The 17,910-nt window shown below is 43.1% G+C and carries 14 protein-coding genes; 6 read left to right on the plus strand and 8 right to left on the minus strand.

Annotated features, from left to right (window positions below; all coding sequences use genetic code 11):
* Positions 1-21 precede the first annotated feature (21 nt).
* Positions 22-1,419 carry a hypothetical protein gene (locus IEY42_RS12660; protein ID WP_188925568.1) on the minus strand — a complete coding sequence of 466 codons (1,398 nt, stop codon included), beginning with the start codon at positions 1,417-1,419 and terminating at the stop codon, positions 22-24.
* Between the two features lie 441 nt (positions 1,420-1,860).
* Here IEY42_RS12660 and IEY42_RS12665 point away from each other — a divergent pair, with 441 nt between their 5' ends.
* Positions 1,861-2,694 (plus strand): TIGR03899 family protein, encoded by an 834-nt coding sequence (locus IEY42_RS12665; protein ID WP_188919981.1) that lies wholly within the window; start codon positions 1,861-1,863, stop codon positions 2,692-2,694.
* Here the strand turns inward: IEY42_RS12665 and IEY42_RS12670 are convergent.
* From IEY42_RS12670 to IEY42_RS12680, 3 genes are all read right to left on the minus strand, one after another.
* Positions 2,684-3,289 carry a hypothetical protein gene (locus IEY42_RS12670; RefSeq protein ID WP_188925569.1) on the minus strand — a complete coding sequence of 202 codons (606 nt, stop codon included), beginning with the start codon at positions 3,287-3,289 and terminating at the stop codon, positions 2,684-2,686. The genes IEY42_RS12665 and IEY42_RS12670 overlap by 11 nt on opposite strands.
* Positions 3,290-3,474: 185 nt before the next feature.
* On the minus strand, positions 3,475-4,089 hold the full coding sequence (locus IEY42_RS12675) for a glutathione S-transferase family protein (RefSeq protein ID WP_188925570.1): 615 nt from the start codon (positions 4,087-4,089) through the stop codon (positions 3,475-3,477).
* 94 nt (positions 4,090-4,183) lie between these two features.
* Positions 4,184-4,861, minus strand: coding sequence for a type 1 glutamine amidotransferase domain-containing protein (locus IEY42_RS12680; RefSeq protein ID WP_188925571.1), 678 nt, complete (start codon positions 4,859-4,861; stop codon positions 4,184-4,186).
* Between the two features lie 303 nt (positions 4,862-5,164).
* Between IEY42_RS12680 and IEY42_RS12685 the strand changes: the two genes are divergently transcribed.
* Positions 5,165-5,611, plus strand: coding sequence for a MarR family winged helix-turn-helix transcriptional regulator (locus tag IEY42_RS12685; protein WP_188925572.1), 447 nt, complete (start codon positions 5,165-5,167; stop codon positions 5,609-5,611).
* Positions 5,612-5,722: 111 nt separating this feature from the next.
* Here IEY42_RS12685 and IEY42_RS12690 read toward each other — a convergent pair whose 3' ends face one another.
* The gene (locus tag IEY42_RS12690; RefSeq protein WP_188925573.1) at positions 5,723-6,712 is read right to left on the minus strand and encodes a sensor domain-containing diguanylate cyclase; all 990 of its coding nucleotides are present in this window, start codon (positions 6,710-6,712) and stop codon (positions 5,723-5,725) included.
* Positions 6,713-6,982: 270 nt separating this feature from the next.
* Entirely contained in the window at positions 6,983-8,287 is a 1,305-nt protein-coding gene (locus IEY42_RS12695) for a metal-dependent hydrolase family protein (protein WP_188925574.1), read from the minus strand.
* A 107-nt stretch (positions 8,288-8,394) separates the two neighbouring features.
* Here IEY42_RS12695 and IEY42_RS12700 point away from each other — a divergent pair, with 107 nt between their 5' ends.
* Positions 8,395-9,360, plus strand: coding sequence for a 2-dehydropantoate 2-reductase (locus tag IEY42_RS12700; protein WP_188925575.1), 966 nt, complete (start codon positions 8,395-8,397; stop codon positions 9,358-9,360).
* A gap of 97 nt (positions 9,361-9,457) precedes the next feature.
* Here IEY42_RS12700 and IEY42_RS12705 read toward each other — a convergent pair whose 3' ends face one another.
* Positions 9,458-10,348: a bile acid:sodium symporter family protein gene (locus tag IEY42_RS12705; RefSeq protein WP_188925576.1), complete on the minus strand. Its 891-nt coding sequence runs from the start codon at positions 10,346-10,348 to the stop codon at positions 9,458-9,460.
* A 259-nt stretch (positions 10,349-10,607) separates the two neighbouring features.
* A complete protein-coding gene (locus IEY42_RS12710) occupies positions 10,608-11,417 on the minus strand; it encodes a class II aldolase/adducin family protein (protein ID WP_188925577.1) in 810 nt (269 codons plus the stop codon).
* 91 nt (positions 11,418-11,508) lie between these two features.
* On the opposite strand from IEY42_RS12710, the gene IEY42_RS12715 reads away from it, so the two are divergent.
* From IEY42_RS12715 to fdhF, 3 genes are all read left to right on the plus strand, one after another.
* Positions 11,509-12,438: a LysR family transcriptional regulator gene (locus IEY42_RS12715; protein ID WP_188925578.1), complete on the plus strand. Its 930-nt coding sequence runs from the start codon at positions 11,509-11,511 to the stop codon at positions 12,436-12,438.
* 88 nt (positions 12,439-12,526) lie between these two features.
* Positions 12,527-13,243 (plus strand): oxidative stress defense protein, encoded by a 717-nt coding sequence (locus IEY42_RS12720; protein WP_188925579.1) that lies wholly within the window; start codon positions 12,527-12,529, stop codon positions 13,241-13,243.
* A gap of 434 nt (positions 13,244-13,677) precedes the next feature.
* Positions 13,678-17,901, plus strand: a complete 4,224-nt coding sequence (gene fdhF / locus IEY42_RS12725) for a formate dehydrogenase subunit alpha (protein WP_188925580.1) — start codon at positions 13,678-13,680, stop codon at positions 17,899-17,901.
* The last annotated feature ends 9 nt before the right edge of the window (positions 17,902-17,910 follow it).

A 17,910-nucleotide genomic window follows, 5' to 3' on the forward strand; every position in this document is an offset into this window, starting at 1 on the left:
AATTAAATCAAATAAATAAATTTATAGCGAGAATTGATATCCCACACCTAAAGCAAAAAAGTGAGTATCTGGAATACTGGCAACAGCCACTTGGTGAACACCACCTTCGGCTTTAATCACAATCTCAGGGATAGGGGAATAGTTAATACCTACACTGCTCCAAGTGTTTTCATAACGTTTAGTTGCGGTGCCCGTTTCAACAGCCATGAGTGGATTTGAATAATCAACATTGGCAAAAACAGTCATCGGAAGATCAAACCATTCGTCAAGCTTTACACCAGCCTCTACAAAAAATGATTGTGACTCTGAACCCAATTGGGCAAAGTTACCCGGTTGTAAGCCTGGCGTGGTTTTATTAGCTAGCGTGATCGCATCGGCGTTGTCTAACGTGCCATATAAATATTGACCGCGAAGTATCCAAGGCCCTTCAACAAATGCCCCCGCAACAGAAACAATGCTTAACGCACCATCAACGTCTAATTTATTACTTTTATGACGATTACCACTGGTATTGCCATAGTAATAAGCCACACCAACCGCACTGCCGGTTTTAAAGTTGCCGTAATCAAGACGTCCAGCAAAGGCTAAGTCATCTGTATTGACTTCCTCAAAGCGTTTTTGATGACCAGATGCCACCCAATCATAGGTGCGGAAATACTCCGAATTTAAGCCACTCACTATTTGGGCTTGATAATGAAAATCTGAAATCTCACCATAAATACCAATACCATTTTCGTTCCAAACGGTTGGCATCATTGCAGCCTCACTCTTATGGCGTTGCACAGTTAAATATTGATTTGGCTTGTGCAAAATGCTTGTTAAACCTATCGGCAAATGAATATTACCGAATTTCACTCCAAACGCTTTGCTTGGACGATAGCGAATTTCGGCTTTTTCAACGACCACTTCACCACCAGCTTCCATTTCGGATTCGAACTCACCAAATTCATCAAAACCGTCATATTCTAATGCTGAACCCGTGCCGCCATGTTCATATTCAATTTCAACTTCCATGCTCCAATCATCAGAGAACTGGTAACCAAATTCGGTCACAATGCGCTCTAAATCCGTGCGATTACGTCGCTCTGCCGATGTGTCTTGTACGTTATCGAAATATTCATCACTGGTGTACACAGCAGTACCATATGATTTAAAGCTAAACTGACTAAAACGGGCATCCGCTTTATCAATATTGTTTGATACATGATCAACTTGTTTGGCGACGGCTATACTTTTTTGCTGTTGTTTTTGTTGTTCTGCCGCAAGTGATGCCAATTGCTGTTTTAACAAAACAATTTCAGCTTCTTGTTTTGCAATGGCTTTGGCTAACGACTCAGGATCAGTTGCTGCCTGCGCTTGAGTCATTAGACTGAGTACACTAGCGACAGAGACCGACAATAAGGTTAACTTTGGGTTCATTTATCTCTCCAACAAAACGCACGGTGCGTTAACAATTTTCAAAAATCTGAATGCAACATACACGTATTGATAACAATTCGCATTACAATTTACATTTGCATTTACTTTGTAAAGATTGTTGTGGGCTCAGTATTGCTGCTTATTATTTCGTTTGATGACCTGTTGCATATGAAAATTGAGTGCCAAAACTGAGGGTGGATGAGTGTGGATTTTTGGGATTGAATAGCCGAGCTTTTGTTTGGTAAATCGATAAATGTAAGGCATAGTTAAACTTAGCTTCAGGCTATAAATCACCGTGATATGTCAGCGATGAAATTCAATCTAAAATACAGCTTTATTTGAATCATCCATTCACATAAATGGGAATTTATTAACGCTAATGCCTGCTAAGATTTTAAATAGTTTGCTTTAAATCAAATTGCTATATTTTTTAGGATAACTATGGCCGATATCGATGTAATGGAAATGCCCGATGACAATGCTCAGGTGTCTGCGCGTAAAAAAGCGTTAATGCTCGGGCGAGTTATCGGGTTAGCGAGTGAAGATGACTATCGCCCTTCTACTGCTTCAATTGCTGAACGCGCCGAACACCGCGAGCGTAAACAGCTCAGTCAACATCAGGCTAATCTTGAAAGTATCTTCGCCCTCGCCCTTAACTACACTCCGTCTGATGTGACCGGAGTAGAACTTGATCCTGACTGGCGTTATCAGTTTTTCCAAATGGCGGAGCAAATCCATAACCGTAAAATGCAAGATTTATGGGCGCGGATTTTAGCCAGCGAAATCGTTAATCCGGGTCATTTTAGTTTGCGAACATTAGCCGTATTAAAGCAACTGACTTTGCGTGAAGCGCAGATATTTGAAAAAGCCCTCGGGATGTCAGTCAAAATCAATACTGAACCCAGATTTAAGCTGTTAAGTGGTTATCGAGTTAATGGTGGGATCACCCAGTATTTCCGTAAACACAACCAAACCAATTTTGGTTTGTCGCAGTTTGGTTTGCCTTATTCGAATATTTTAACGCTGGTTGATGCGGGGATTTTACATAAAAGTGAGTTTGAAACCGGTTTATTAAACCGTAATGAAGAGATTCAATTGACTCTATTCCATGCCAATATGAGCTTAACCCCTAAAGGGCAACATTTATTGTTTACCTATTATCGCTTTACTACGGTGGGAGATGAGCTGTGCCAGCTTATTCAGGCCAAAAATGACCACGATTTTATTGGTGCGATAAAAGTGATGTTAGCCAAAGACTTTAGCGTTAACGGTTAATGTCTTCGTAAAGGTGCGAAAATTTAGCTTTGTGTTGGTTGAACAAAAACTGCCTTAACATCTGCCTGTTTTCGCCCTCGGCACTGATTTTGGCCGCCATCACGCCATTTTCAGTTCGAACAGGTTCAAACTCCATATCAACCTGGGTGCCGTTAGGTAATATAAGTCGTGTGTGCCTTGGTGATTGAGTGTCGAGCTCTTGCGGTACTCTTATGGTGATGCCTGAGCTTGATAATGACAACACCTCAACTAGTTTTGATGTTTCACTGTCAATCACTCGTAAATCTTTTACATTATCCATACGCCAACTTCGCTCACCACCACGCATATCAAGCACTTCTGGTGTACCAAGCTCTGGCGTAAACTGGCCAAATTCATCTTGTTTAAGTTGCAGTGGAAACCATAACCGGTAGTAGCTTATTTCTGCCAGCAGGGTGAGTTTAGCGTTACCCAATATATGTGATAACACTTGTGGAATTTCAGTCGCTACGCTAAGTGAATGTTTTGATAATGTATTATCTTCAGAATCACCAGAGCGCTCTGGCGAAAAAACATCGCTAAAGTAGGCTAATTCTTCTTTAGATAAAGTTGACATACATCACCTTAAACCAAAATATGACTAAACTGTCACAATACTAACACCTAAGTATTAGATAGAACAAATTTTAGCCAACGAATTTACCTGCTTTTACCATGTAAATGAATTGTTTAAATATTGAACAGTAAAAAGGTGAACCCTGTTCACCTTTATTTTTAGCGGTTGTGGCATGCAACTATCGGTTAATTATCTGCTTCAATTTGTAATGCTTTTTTAAAGGCATCATGGGTGAGCAATTGTTGATAATATTTAGCAATGTTTGAGTATTTTTCAAACTCACCGTTTTGGCCGACAAGCTCAGCAATAAACGACATCATAATATCGGCGCCGCTTAAGCTGTCTCCCACTAAATAGCGTTTTCCTGCTAATCGGTCATTCACGTAGCTGACAACTTTTGCGGTTTCTGTATCAGCATATTGACCAATAAAACGCGTTTCAGCGCCTTCCATTTTGACAAATATTTTCAACAATAATGGTAATGCAGCCGAGCTTTCTGCAAAGTGCATCCACTGTAGATAATCGACATAGTCTGCGCTGCCTTGGGTTGGCATCAACTTATCCGCGCCATAGGTTTGAATAAGGTATTCGGTAATCGCACCTGATTCAGCAATGGTATAGCCGTCAGCTTCAAGCACTGGTGATTTACCTAATGGGTGGATTTTTTTAAGCGACTCAGGCGCTAAAAATGTTGTCGCATCGCGCTGGTAAGCAACTAGCTCATAATCCACGCCGAGTTCTTCGAGTAACCAAATAATGCGTTTTGAACGTGATTTATTTAAATGGTGTAATTTAATCATTTGCTATCCTTCCTTTGAGCAATAAAATCAGCCCAATGACAGATCACTGGGCTGATTGATGTAAAAGTTAACCTGCCACTCAAGCAAGTTGGGATTAGCTAAGCAGCGCTAACATTTTTTCAGCGACTAACTCTGAAGACGCTGGGTTTTGCCCAGTAACCAATTTGCCATCAACAACGGCATATGGGTGCCAATCGTCAGCTTTGCTGTACGTAGCGCCATTTTCTTGCAGCATGTCTTCAACTAAAAACGGTACAACGTTTGTTAACTGCACAGCGTCTTCTTCACCATTGGTAAAGCCTGTCACGTTTTTACCTGCAACTAACGGTGAACCATCTGCTTTTTTAGGGTACTTAAGTACACCAGGTGCATGACACACTAAACCTAATAGCTTGTCGGTGTTGTAACACGCCTCAATCAGTGCAATTGAATCTTTGTCGTTAGTTAAATCCCATAATGGGCCATGGCCGCCTGGATAGAACACAGCATCATATTCAGCAAGGTTAATTGACGCGAGCTTGTGAGTATTGGCTAACAACGCCTGAGCTTGCTCATCGGCAGTAAAACGGCGGGTAGAATCTGTTTGAAAATCTTCTTTGTCACTTGTTGGATCTAATGGTGGCAAACCACCTTTTGGTGAAGCTAAGACAATGTCGACGCCTTTATCAATAAACGCGTAATATGGTGCTGCAAGTTCTTCTAACCAAAAACCGGTTTTATGCCCTGTGTCACCAAGTTCATCGTGCGAAGTTAAAACCATTAATACTTTCATTTTGTGTCCTTCATTTTAGTCAATATTGGGCTAGCAACTACTGCTATTATTAACTGTCATTGCTCAATGAGGTTATTGATTGAAATGAGTGCAAAACAGTCGAAAAGTCGCTATAACCGTGCATCTTTCTTGCAATAAATCGACTCAATAACGATGACAAAGCCCGTTTCAAGTTGTATATAAAAACAGCATGGCCTTTAGTGGTATATACAAGTAAACTATAAGTATCAAACACCGAAAGCCATGTTGTACGAAAACGTTACTTAGGTTGATCACATTACATTAATCGCTGAGCGCTAAATTATGAATGAACACCCACCTATTCGCCTTAATAATCAGTTTTGCTTTGCGGTTTACTCAACCTCGCTAGCAATTATTCAACTCTATAAGCCTTTGCTTGAATCTATCGGGCTTACTTACACCCAATATTTAGTCATGCTCATTTTATGGGAGCAAGACGGCTTAAGCTTAAAAAGTGTCGCTACGCAATTAGGTCAACAATCGGGAGCGCTCACCCCAGTGATTAAGCGCTTAGAGTCTGACGGCTTATTAAAGCGTGTCCGCACACCTAATGACGAGCGCATGCTATGTTTGCAATTAACTGACTTGGGCCGAGATAAACAACCACAAGCACAATCGATACATAACAGTATTGTTGATCAATGCGGTGTCAGTGTTGATGAGATGGATCAACTCAAATTGTTACTCGATAAATTTAAGGCAAAACTCGTTGATCACATTGATCTCTAATCTGCAGCACTTACTGTGTTAGGCCTCTGTATTTATAGTAACAACAATAATTAGTTGCGCACAACTTAAATTAATAAATTTTAAGCTTACGGCATGACAAACTAGTGAGTGTTATGCAACATGTACGCTGTTTCTGCCGATATTTTTTGATGAGTACAGCGCTTTGTCTGCTCGGGAAAGCATTTGTGCAAAGGATTTATCTTTTACAGATAAAGTTGATACTCCAATACTAATGGTCACTTCGGGTAAGTCATTGGCTTCATGTTGGCCAGGAAAGCGATACGTTTGCTGAGATATTCTTAAACGCTCTGCTAATTTATAAGCAGACTCAGTGTCTGTTCTGGGTAATAAAATCGCAAACTCTTCGCCGCCAATACGGGCCAAGACATCGGACTCTCGGATGTGTTGGTTGCATACCAAGGCGACTCGCCTTATCACTTCATCGCCGACTAAATGACCATAGGTATCGTTGACATTTTTAAATAAATCGATATCAATAATCATTAACGACAAAGGTTCAAAATAGCGCATAGCCCTTACATATTCGTGCTCACTAAATGCATTAAATGAGCGACGATTATACAAACCTGTCAGAGGATCGGTATTAGCAAGCAGTTCAAGCTCCGAGCGTAAATTGTACTCGTCGGTAATCTCGGTAGATACGCCAATTAAACCTGTTAACTTACCTTTTTCATCAAACAAAGGCTGTTTTATTTCATGGAAAACATGGCTGATACCGTCTTCATTGCCGTCAACCATAATATCGTCAGCTATTTTAAGCTGAAGCGCTAATACTTTACGGTCATTCTTAAGCAACAATTCAACAGCGGCTTCTGGGAAGTAGTTAACATCAGTAGTGCCTTTAAGTTGTTCTTGGGTGACACCAAAAAAGTCTAAGGTCAGTTGATTGGCATACACATAGCGGCAATGAATATCTTTAACGTAGATATATGCGCCAACTTGATCGAGGATCTGTTCGTAGGAGTTTAACTGCTGTTTTTTTGCTTTTACCTGCCGATGCTCTTTTAAATTAAGCATCAGCAATACAGTAACAAAGCACAATAACACCATCACTAATAGTGCGATATTATTAATCGGCATAAGCAATCCTTAGCTAAAATCCACATCCTGTGTCTCCACTGTGCAGTCTGTAATGTACATCTTAATCCTGCAAAGACTTTATAGTGTTCGATACCGTATAAACAGTGTTTGCAATTATGAAAAAGTTAGTGGTAAAAATCAAACAAATAATAGTGCTAGAGGTCAATATTCAATAATTATTTTGATGTTTAGATCAATACTGCGATACAAAACGTAAAACTCACGCAATAAGCTTATTAATCCACCACCTTTACTGTCGACAAAATATCATCAGCGTTTGTAGATAACTCCAGCTTTCATCACAAAAGGCACATTTAATAGTGCATCAATGTGCTTAAGTGGGCTCGTTGGCAGCGCGATAATATCGGCCTGCTTACCAACCGCCAACGAGCCTAAGGAATCCGACATATCAATTAACCTAGCGGCGTTAATGGTTGCGCTTTTTAAAATGTCACTATTAGTCATTCCTGCCTGGCTCATTAACACCGCTTCTTTGGCGTTGTCACCATGGTGCGATACACCGCTGTCGGTGCCATAAGCTATGTTAACTCCAGCTTTATAGGCGGCAGTGAAATTTTTCATCATATCGCCCCCCACTTTAATGGCTTTTGCTTTTATCGCAGGCGACATAAAGTCAGCACCTGCGGCATTAGCCATTGCGACTACTGTGTCACCGGCTAATAATGTCGGCACTAAATAAGCCCCACTTTGCTTCATCAGTTTAATACTTTCTTTATCGGCGTAACTGCCATGTTCAATACTGTCGACTCCAGCACGCAATGCAGCATTAATACCTTGTGCAGCATGAGCATGGCTAGCCACTTTTCGCCCTAGCGCATGGGCGGTTTGAATCACTTCACGTAATTCATCATCATCCATTTGCTGGCCTGTACCTGTGTTAGTGTCTGATAACACCCCACCGGTAGAGGTAATCTTAATCACATCGGCACCAAACTTAATTGCTCTACGAGTAGCTCGGCGACAATCATACGGGCCATCGCAGATCGTTTTTGAGGTGTATTTATCGAGTAAATCAGGGCTCATGCCGTCAACATCACCATGGCCACCGGTCACTGACACGCCACCCGATGCAATAATGCGCGGCCCATCAACCCAGCCTTTATTAATGCCATCACGTAGTGCATAAATTTGTTCTGACTTAGCGCCTAAATCACGCACAGTGGTAAACCCTGCAAGCAAGGTCTTTTTGGCAAAATACACACTTTGCATAGCCACATCAGCATCCGACATTCGTAATGCTTCACTATCATTTTTAGGGCCGAGTTCGCCTTGCAAATGCACATGCATGTCCATTAAACCGGGCATCACAAAGCTGTTTTTTAAATCCACAATTTCAATTGTGTCTTGCGATGTCGCGAATGGTCCTGCGCCATAGCCTTTCTCAATCGTGGTAATAATACCATCTGTAATCACCAGCGTATGCTCCGTGAGTGGAGACTCACCGGCAAGGGTTAATAATGTGCCAGCATGGATCACTTTAATGTCTGCGGCTGTCACCGAAGCGCTCAATGTAAAGCAACTCAGTGCTAGCGCAGTAATGTAATGATTTTTCATTTTATTTTTACCTTATTCTAAAGTTCTACACTGACAAAAAGACTGATATGTTACAACTGATAACAAAAACAATATGCTCATCAATAATAAAGCAACGAGGTGACTTAATGAGAATTGCCATTTTTGGTGCAGGTTCAACCGGGTGTTATCTTGCCGGACAACTGTGCCTTTCGGGTTTAGATGTGAGCCTAATTTGCCGCCCTTCAATAAAACAAACCCTAGTAGAAAACAACGGCATTACTTTAAGTGATTACCAAGGTTTTTTACAAACGGTTATGCCGCAAACACTGATCACCGACATTGAACAAGCGCCAACAGCTTATGCCGCTTTTGATGTGGTGTTTGTCACCTTAAAGTGTCATCAAGTCAGTAGTATTGCCAATACATTAATAACCATCACGCATAGCAACAGCAGCATTATTTTTATGCAAAATGGCTTAGGCAGTTTCGATACCATCACAGATGTACTGAGTCACTGCAATTTACTGCAAGGCATTACGCCTTTTAATGTGTTGCAACAACCCAATGGTCGCTTTCATAAAGGCACCGAGGGCGCGTTCACTTTGCAAAAAAATGACCACACCAAGGTGATTCAAATTGCCATGCTTGCACAAGAGTTTGGCTGTAGCTTACATCAAGACATGGCACCAATCATTTACGGTAAGCTATTGTTAAATCTTAACAATGCATTAAACGCCATAACGGGTTTACCCATCAAACAACAACTGAGCCAACGAGATTGCCGTCGTCAATTAGCTGCGGCAATGACCGAATGGCTCAACGTGTGCCAAGCTGCAAACATAGAATTACATCAATACACTAAAGTGACACCCAAGTGGTTGCCGGTCATTCTATCGTTACCCAATATGTTATTTACCTTGCTGGCGAAACAGATGCTCGACATTGACCCGCAAGCCCGTTCATCAATGTGGGAAGATATTCAAGCAAAACGCAAAACAGAAATTGAGTACATCAACGGTGCGGTAGTGCGATTAGGTGAAAAGTACGGCGTAAAAACCCCAGTGAATAGCGCTATCGTGGCGCAAATTCATCAACTAGAACAGTCACTTTAATCCTTGGGCCTGTTGATACATGCGAACATGGTAGCCAATATCGCATGTGACAACTTATTGAGTTAATGTGAGAACTAAATTAATGTTCATTGATGCGCTACATTGATGCGCTATTGTGATTGGCTAGATTTTGTTTACTAGTATAGCTGGCATACGCAATAAGCAGCCCAGCCCCTAAATACATGGTTAAACTGTACACGCCAGCAACCACAGCATAGCTGGGCATTTGCAATAAACTGATGCAAATGAGCATCGCCATGGTTGAGTTTTGCAAACCAATTTCAATCGCCAGAGTTAAGCCATCTTTATGGGTCAGTTTTAATAGCTTGGCACTCACCACGCCAATGAACATGGCACCAAAATTTAACAATAAGCAGGCAATAAATACCTCGTTAAAGGCTTCAACAATAATGGCATGCTCTTGAATGACGACCCCAGTTATCATCAATAACAAAAACACTAATGCAAACCGCCTAAAGTACACTTCAACCTTAATGGCCCACTCTCGGTAATAACCGCGTACAACCATGCCAAACACAATGGGCAGCAGCGTTATCACTAACAAGCCTAAAGAAATGCTGGTTAACGACACATCAATGGGAGCACCATTGGCAAAATAGCCAACCGCAAATTGAATCACAAAAGGAGCGGTAAACACACATACGATACTGCTGATGGCGGTCAGACTCACCGACAAGGCTAAATTGGCTTTAGCTAAATGACTCACAACATTAGAGGTTGTCCCCCCAGGGCATGCCGCCAAAATCATCAAACCTATCGCCATGGGTGTCGATAACTCCATGGCTAAACAAATACCCAACGCGAGAAAAGGCAGTGCAATAATTTGCCCCACAAATCCAGTAACAATGGGTGCTGGTGTTTGCCAAAGGCGTAAAAAATCAAAGCGCGTTAAGCTTAACCCCATACCAAACATGATAAAGGCGAGCGCAAGTGGCAGCAGTATTTCGGTAATAATCGAACCTGTCATAGATGCATCCTTGCTCGCTAAGCCAAACGGCTTAGCGAGAGTGGTATTAAGCTAGAGATTAATCTAACCTGAACTCGGGATAATTAACGCCTTTCAAACAGTCCTTTGCCCTGCTAACGGCGTTGAATCGACTTACAATAGGCTACCTATTGACGCGTAAATTCGTCTTGTTAGCGGAACAAATGGCAAGCTTGAAAGTGAGGATAGGTAACATGTTGATTTTAAATAACATAAACTCACCCCCTACCCCTGACTCAGGTTAATCTAAGAAGCTGTTGTCTTGTGCTAGAACCACTTGATACATAGGTTGGAAGTTGCCCCAGGTCACGAGATCTGAGCCATTCATTTGGCGGGTTTTGGTGGCAATGTCATGGCCAATGAGTTTAAGTTCGCCAGCCGCTTGAGCCAATAACTGACTGTGGCAGCAACTGTCTAGCATGACAAAATTTGCCGTCGCGGCATCAACAGATTTACCCACGGTTAATAAACCATGATTTTGTAGAATAACCGCAGCATGACCTTGCAAAGCCTCGGCAATCATATCGCCTTCAGACAAGTCAGCCACCACGCCGGTAAAGGTGTCAAATACGCTGTGGTTTTCATAAAACATACAGGCATCTTGCGATATGGGTTTTAGTAACTCGCCAAGCGAAGAAAAAGCTCGGCCGTAAGTTGTATGGGCATGAGCAACAGCATTCACATCCGGGCGAGCGTGATGAATACGAGAATGAATCGCAAACGCGGCATTATTAATGGGGTGTTTGCCCTCCATAATGTTGCCTTTATGGTCCACACGAACCAAATCTGATGCTCTGATTTTTGAGAAATGTACCGCCAATGGGTTAACCCAAAAGGTTTCTGGGTCAATACAATCTCGTAGGGTAATGTGGCCTGCTAAGCCTTCATCAAATCGATAATGGGCAAACACTCTAAACGCAGCCGCTAAACGCTGTTTTTCATACTGCTGTTGCTGTTGAGGAGTGTCGAATTTAGGCGGTAATGGCATTGGGTATTTGTCGGTACCGATAGTCATTTTTTTAATTTGTAATGCTTCTTGTGATGTAGTCATCTTGAGTCTGCTTTTATTGGTTTAGTTTGACTTTAATTTAACCAAGCCTAAAATTAATTCAAATGATACTAACTCATAGATAACTATTAATATGTTGCATAGTAAGATAGACCTTAACTTATTTCTTATCATGACTACGGTTTATCAACAAGGGAGCATTACCGGTGCTGCGGCTAAGTTGCACCTAACACAACCTGCGGTAAGCCATGCTATCGCTCGGCTGCGCACTAAATTTAATGACCCATTATTTGTTCGCCATGGTCGCAAAATGGTGCCTACGCCCTTGTGTCAAAAAATCATTCCCGATGTGTTACAAGCAATGGATTTACTCGAGCACACCATATCAACGCCCGCCAATTTTGATATTCAGCAACACAAACGAGAAATAAAACTCGGATTACGTGATATTTTAGAGTCGATGTTTTTTCCCGTTTTGGTACCCGATTTACTCAATAACACGCCAAATCTGACCTTAAACAGCCGTCAAATTAAACGCACAGAACTTGAGCCATCATTGGCCCAGCAAACCTTAGACATTGTGATTGATGTGCTTATGCCCACCCACAAAGACATTTGCAGTAGCTTAATTTGCCATGAGTCATTTTCACTGGTGTGCCGACAAGATCACCCCATATTGCAGCACCTCACCCTAGATAACTACGCCAACGCATCACATGCGTTAGTCAGCCTAAAAGACTTTACTATCGACACAGTCGACATGGCGCTCGCGACTCAAGGCATTACCCGCAACATAGCTCTGCGCTGCGAGCACTACTTTGCCGCGATTAATGTAGTGAGCCAATCTGACATGATCATGACCATGCCAAGCAGTTATGCCATGCTGTTGCAACAATCGATGCCTATTGTGGTATCGCCCTTACCCTTTGAGGTGCCCGATTTAGCTGTGCACATGTATTGGCATAAGCAAGCTGAGGACGACCCGGTAAACCAATGGATAAGGCAAAAGCTGCTTGATATTTCAGCGCAGATTTTCCATACACCCACAGCAAATAAAAAATAAAACCCTTTTTAGGTTTTGCACCGTTTACACTCAGACCCACTTTACCAGTGTAAAAACAGTATTGAGTTAATCACTAGCGGAGTTATTAATGAATAAACTATTACTTAACAGCCTCATTTCAAGCACATTATTTGCCTTAACCGCCACCAGCAGTTTAGCGACAGTTCAAGCGGCAGAGTTAAATTTCGCCCACATTGAAACCGTAGGCACCAGTACTATTGAAGCAAAAGCCGACATGGCGATTATTAGCGTTGCAGTGTCAATTGAAGCGGCCAATGCAAAGTCAGCCAAAGATGAAGCCGACGAAGCAGTGAGTCAGTTTAGACAGCGTTTACTTGAAGCTGGTATTGATAAAAAGCACATCCAAACCGCCAATCTTCAGCTCAATCCACAATATCGATATGTACAAAATGAGCCAAAAACATTGACCGGTTACAGTGCTAATCGACAAATCACTGTGACAGTAATGGACCTTAATATGCTCAACGAACTGCTAGACAGCGCGTTAATTGATGGACTTAATCAGGTCAATAATATTGAGCTTAAATCGAGTAAAGAAGCCGACATGATGGCTCAAGCTCGCCAAGCCGCCATTAAAGATGCCAAACAAAAAGCAGAGTCATTAGCCAAGGGGTTTGGTGAGCAAGTGGCAGGTGTATGGCAGGTGAGATATTTTCCAACTCAATCTCATCAGCCTGAAATCTACCGCGCCAGCATGAAAATGAATGCCGACGTGGCGCAAACTTATCAACAAGGCCAAGTGGCTGTTAGCGACAGAGTCGAAGCAATATTCAGGCTTAAGTAACCCGAGTTCAGGTTAAGTAAACCAAAGTAACTTAAACAGACAGAACTAACGGGGCGAGCCCGTTAGTTCTGTCTTTGCGTGTTTAAACAACATAAATCGGCCATTTTGCTGTCCATAATCATAAACAATGGCGAAAAAAAGCATTTCAACAGGTCTTACCTCCTCCATTTTTATGTTCGTAACGCAATGTTTACTATGCAATAAATTTAAACATGCTTTTTAATTACTACAAAAATGATCTAAATCACGTCTGAACATCTCCTAGCCAATTAAACTGAACTTATCAACAGTGGGTGCAGAAACAACACCAAGGTTATCAAACGCAATCTGCAGAGCAGCATAATCCACGCTAAACAAACTCCGCTTTTTGCAGTGATCCCCGCATGTCGTCCAGCTTGTACGCCCCATTTAATGCAGACTTAAAAGGCCTTGTAATGATTGACATCACCATAGACGGCGTCCCCCTATCACTGCCCCAGGCAGATAGCTTACTCAAAGCCGCAACAGATGCCGGTATCAACATCCCTAGCTTGTGTGACTTTTCCCACAATCAAGCCAAACAGCAATGTAACTTGTGCCAGGTACAAATCAAAAACCATGATGGTAGTTTACGCTGTGCTCGTGCATGTGAAACCGCTCTAGAAACAGGCTTAGATGTGATTACCCAGTCGAGCTATTTAAGTAAAGTGCGCCAGCAAGCACTGAACGACATCTTAAGCGACCACTTTGCCGACTGTGAAGCACCATGCCAAACAGCCTGTCCAGCAGGTGTAGATGTGCAATCTTATCTTTACCACATTGGTAAAGGTGACCATCACGAAGCCGTTAAAGTTATCAAACAAACCTTGCCTTTACCCTTATCGATTGGCCGTGTATGTCCTGCATTTTGTGAAGCAGAGTGTCGCCGAGGACTGGTTGATGAACCTGTCGCCATTAGGCAGCTAAAGCGTCACGCTGCTGATTTAGACTTAAATGATCTCGAGTCTTACGTACCACCAAAAGCCCCCGCGACTAACAAACGCGTCGCCATTATTGGCAGCGGTCCTGCAGGCTTAACCGCTGGGTATTACCTGTCAAATAATGGCCACGATGTCACTATCATGGAGTCTGCCCCAAAAGCCGGTGGTTGGTTACGTTATGGTATTCCCGAGTACCGTTTACCTAAAGCAATTTTAGATAAAGAAATTGAACTGCTGACCCGTAATGGCCTTAAGATTAAAACGGGTTATGCATTGGGCCGCGATACTAACTTAACCGAGTTAGTGGCTAATTATGATGCGGTTTGTCTCGCCATTGGCGCGCAAAAAGCGGTGCCAATGAACTACCCAGGCAGCGACTTACAAGGCTGCTATTTAGGTGTCGATTACTTACGCGATTATTGCACCGACAAAAAGTTAATCACGGGTAAAAAAGTGGCTGTCATCGGGGGCGGTAATACCGCTATCGATTGTGCCCGTACCGCACTAAGAGATGGCGCCGATGTCACCTTAATCTATCGCCGCGGCCGCGAAGACATGCCCGCCGAACCCTACGAAATCCATGAAGCTGAAGTTGAAGGGGTTAAGTTTCATTTTCTCACCAACCCAATTGAAAACCATAGCGACAACCAAGGCCGTGTCAGCTCTGTCACCTTTGCCAAAATGGCATTGGGCGAGCCAGACTCCTCTGGTCGACGTTCGCCTAAAGCCACTGGCGAAACCTTTGAAGAAGCCTTCGACACCGTGATCCCTGCGGTATCTCAACAAGTCGATTTAGACTTTTTAGAACAACCCGGAAATCAAATAGACACTGGCCACATAGCTCTCAGCCGCTGGCACACGTTCTTAGGCTGTGAGCAAACCATGTCTGCTGGGGTTGAAAAACTGTTTGTTATTGGTGATTCACGCACAGGTCCGGGCACCGCTGTAGCCGCTGTTGCAGACGGTCGCAAAGCCGCTGAAGCCATTGAAGGTTTATTAACAGAAGGTTTAACCTGTCATTTAGAACCACAACAATTTAACTCACGCAAAGCCAAAAAAACCGCCTCGTTAGCGGCAAATACTTACCCCGAATTATACCCAGACACTGCCAGACGTCCGCGATTAAAAATGCCCGAGCTCAACCACCTCACACGCACGGTTAACTTTGCAGAAGTTGAACTCGGCTTTAAACCAGACAAAGCAATGCAAGAAGCAATGCGCTGCCTAGAATGTGCCTGCCAGGCCAACACCGACTGTAAATTACGCGACTATGCCACCGAATATAAAGTCGATAGCAATAGTATTGAACAGCCCCAAGCCCGTAAATTTAAAGTCGATAATAGCGCCCCGTTTATCACCTTTGATGCCAATCGTTGCATCAGTTGCGGCGCCTGTGTTGAAGCTTGCCACCAGCAAAGTGGTCATAATGTGATTAGTTTTGCGCCCAATAGTTACCAAGCACTCCCCGATGCTGCAGGCACAACAGACAGTCGCCGAAATGCACCGCGTGTCGGCTTTAGCGCATCAATGAACGACAGTGATTGTGTGCAGTGTGGTAACTGTGTGCAAGTGTGCCCAACGGGTGCATTAGTCGACGCCAGAGATAAAACCCAAGGCACACACCGAGCACTAACCAAAACCTCAACGGTGTGCACTTATTGTGGTGTCGGTTGCCGGGTTGAGTTACATGTTGATCAAACCCAAAACCGCGTTATGCGCGTCACTGGCGACAGCGATTCACTGGTTAATGAAGGGATGCTATGCGTAAAAGGTCGCTCTGGTTTTGACTTTTTAAACAGTCCTAAGCGTCTTACTACGCCGTTAATCCGTAAAAATGGCCAGTTACAACCGGCAAGCTGGAGCGAAGCAATTAACTACATTGCCGAGCAACTTAAGCCCATTAAAGAGGCTGCAGGGCCAAGTAAATTTGCCGCGTTATCGTCTGCTAAATGCACCAACGAAGAAAACTATTTAATGCAAAAGTTTACCCGCAGCATTATGGGTACTAACAGCATCGATCACTGCGCAAGATTGTGTCATTCGTCATCGGTTGCAGGCTTATTCGATACCATTGGCGGCGGCGCAATGACCAATGATATTCCTAGCATAAAAGAGTCTGATGTTATTTTTATTATCGGCTCAGATACCACCAGCGCTCACCCAATTATAGCTTCTCACATTAAACGTGCAGTCAGCCAACATGGTGCGCGCTTAATTGTCGCTGACCCTAAAAAAACTACCATAGCAGACAGCGCTACGCTCTATGTCTCCCATAAACCCGGCACAGACGTGATGCTGCTCAACGCTATCATGCAGCAAATTATTCTCAATAATTGGCAAGACCAAGATTACATTGATAATCGGGTTGAATATTACGAATTGCTTAAGCAAGAAGTACTCAAACCTGCTTACAATCTAAAAAATGCGGCGTTACTTACCGGTGTCAGTGCTGAAGACATTGCCTCGATGGCAAAAATGATTGGTACCGCAACCAAAACAGCCATGTACTATGCAATGGGGATAACTCAACATACTACCGGCTATGACAACGTGGTTTCGACCTCTAATTTACAATTACTCTGTGGCAACATCGGCGTGGTCGGCGGCGGATTAAACCCACTGCGTGGCCAAAGTAACGTGCAAGGCGCTTGTGATATGGGCGCGTTACCCGATTTTTATCCGGGTTATCAAAAAATCAATAACCCAGACAATAACGCCAAATTTGCCCATGCATGGGGTAACAGCTCATTGCCTGCGACTCCCGGCTATGCCGCTACTGAAATTATGCATGCCATCGTCAAAAATAAAATCGATGCCTTGTATATATTGGGTGAAAACCCAGTGCTGAGCGACCCAGATCAGGCCCATGTGATTGCCGCACTTAAAAAAATTAACTTTATGGTCGTGCAAGATATTTTCTTAACCGAAACCGCCCAGATGGCGCATGTGGTACTGCCTGCCAGCGCCTTTGCAGAAAAACAAGGGCACTTCACTAACACCGAACGCCGAGTACAGCAGCTTCGGGTGGCATTAACCCCACCCGGTGATGCAATGCTCGACTGGAAAGTCATCCAAATGATCGCCAATAAACTGGATGCAAATTGGCAATATCAAAGTGCCAACGATATTTGGCAAGAAATCAACCAGGTCACCCCACAGTATCAAGGCTTAACCTGGGAGCGTCTTGAGCATAAAGTAGATGGTTTACAGTGGCCATGTTTTGATGAAAACCATCCCGGCACACCGGTTTTACATAGCGAAACCTTTTTACGCGGTAAAGGCCGGATGATACCTATCAGTTATCTATTCCCGGCTGAAATGCCCGATAGCGATTACCCATTAATCTTGTCTACAGGGCGTTTATTGGAGCAGTTTCATACCGGTACCATGACCCGAAAAACCCCTGAACTTGATATTAAAGGGGCGCCAAGAGTGATGATTTCGGTATATGACGCCGAGCAACTTGGGGTGAAAAACGGTGATATGTTAACCCTCAGTACGCGCCGAGGTACCATTGAAATCGCGGCTTTTGTCACTAAACGAGCGCAAGTCGGGGTATTATTTTTACCCTTCCACTTTGCCGAATCAGCCGCTAACAAACTGACGATTAATGCATTAGATCCCATTGCAAAAATCCCTGAATTTAAGGTGTGTTCAGTTAAAGCGGAAAAATCACAACAAACGCTTACAGTGGCATAGTGTTAATTA

The organism is Shewanella algicola (assembly GCF_014648035.1).
GTDB classification, from domain to species: domain Bacteria; phylum Pseudomonadota; class Gammaproteobacteria; order Enterobacterales; family Shewanellaceae; genus Shewanella; species Shewanella algicola.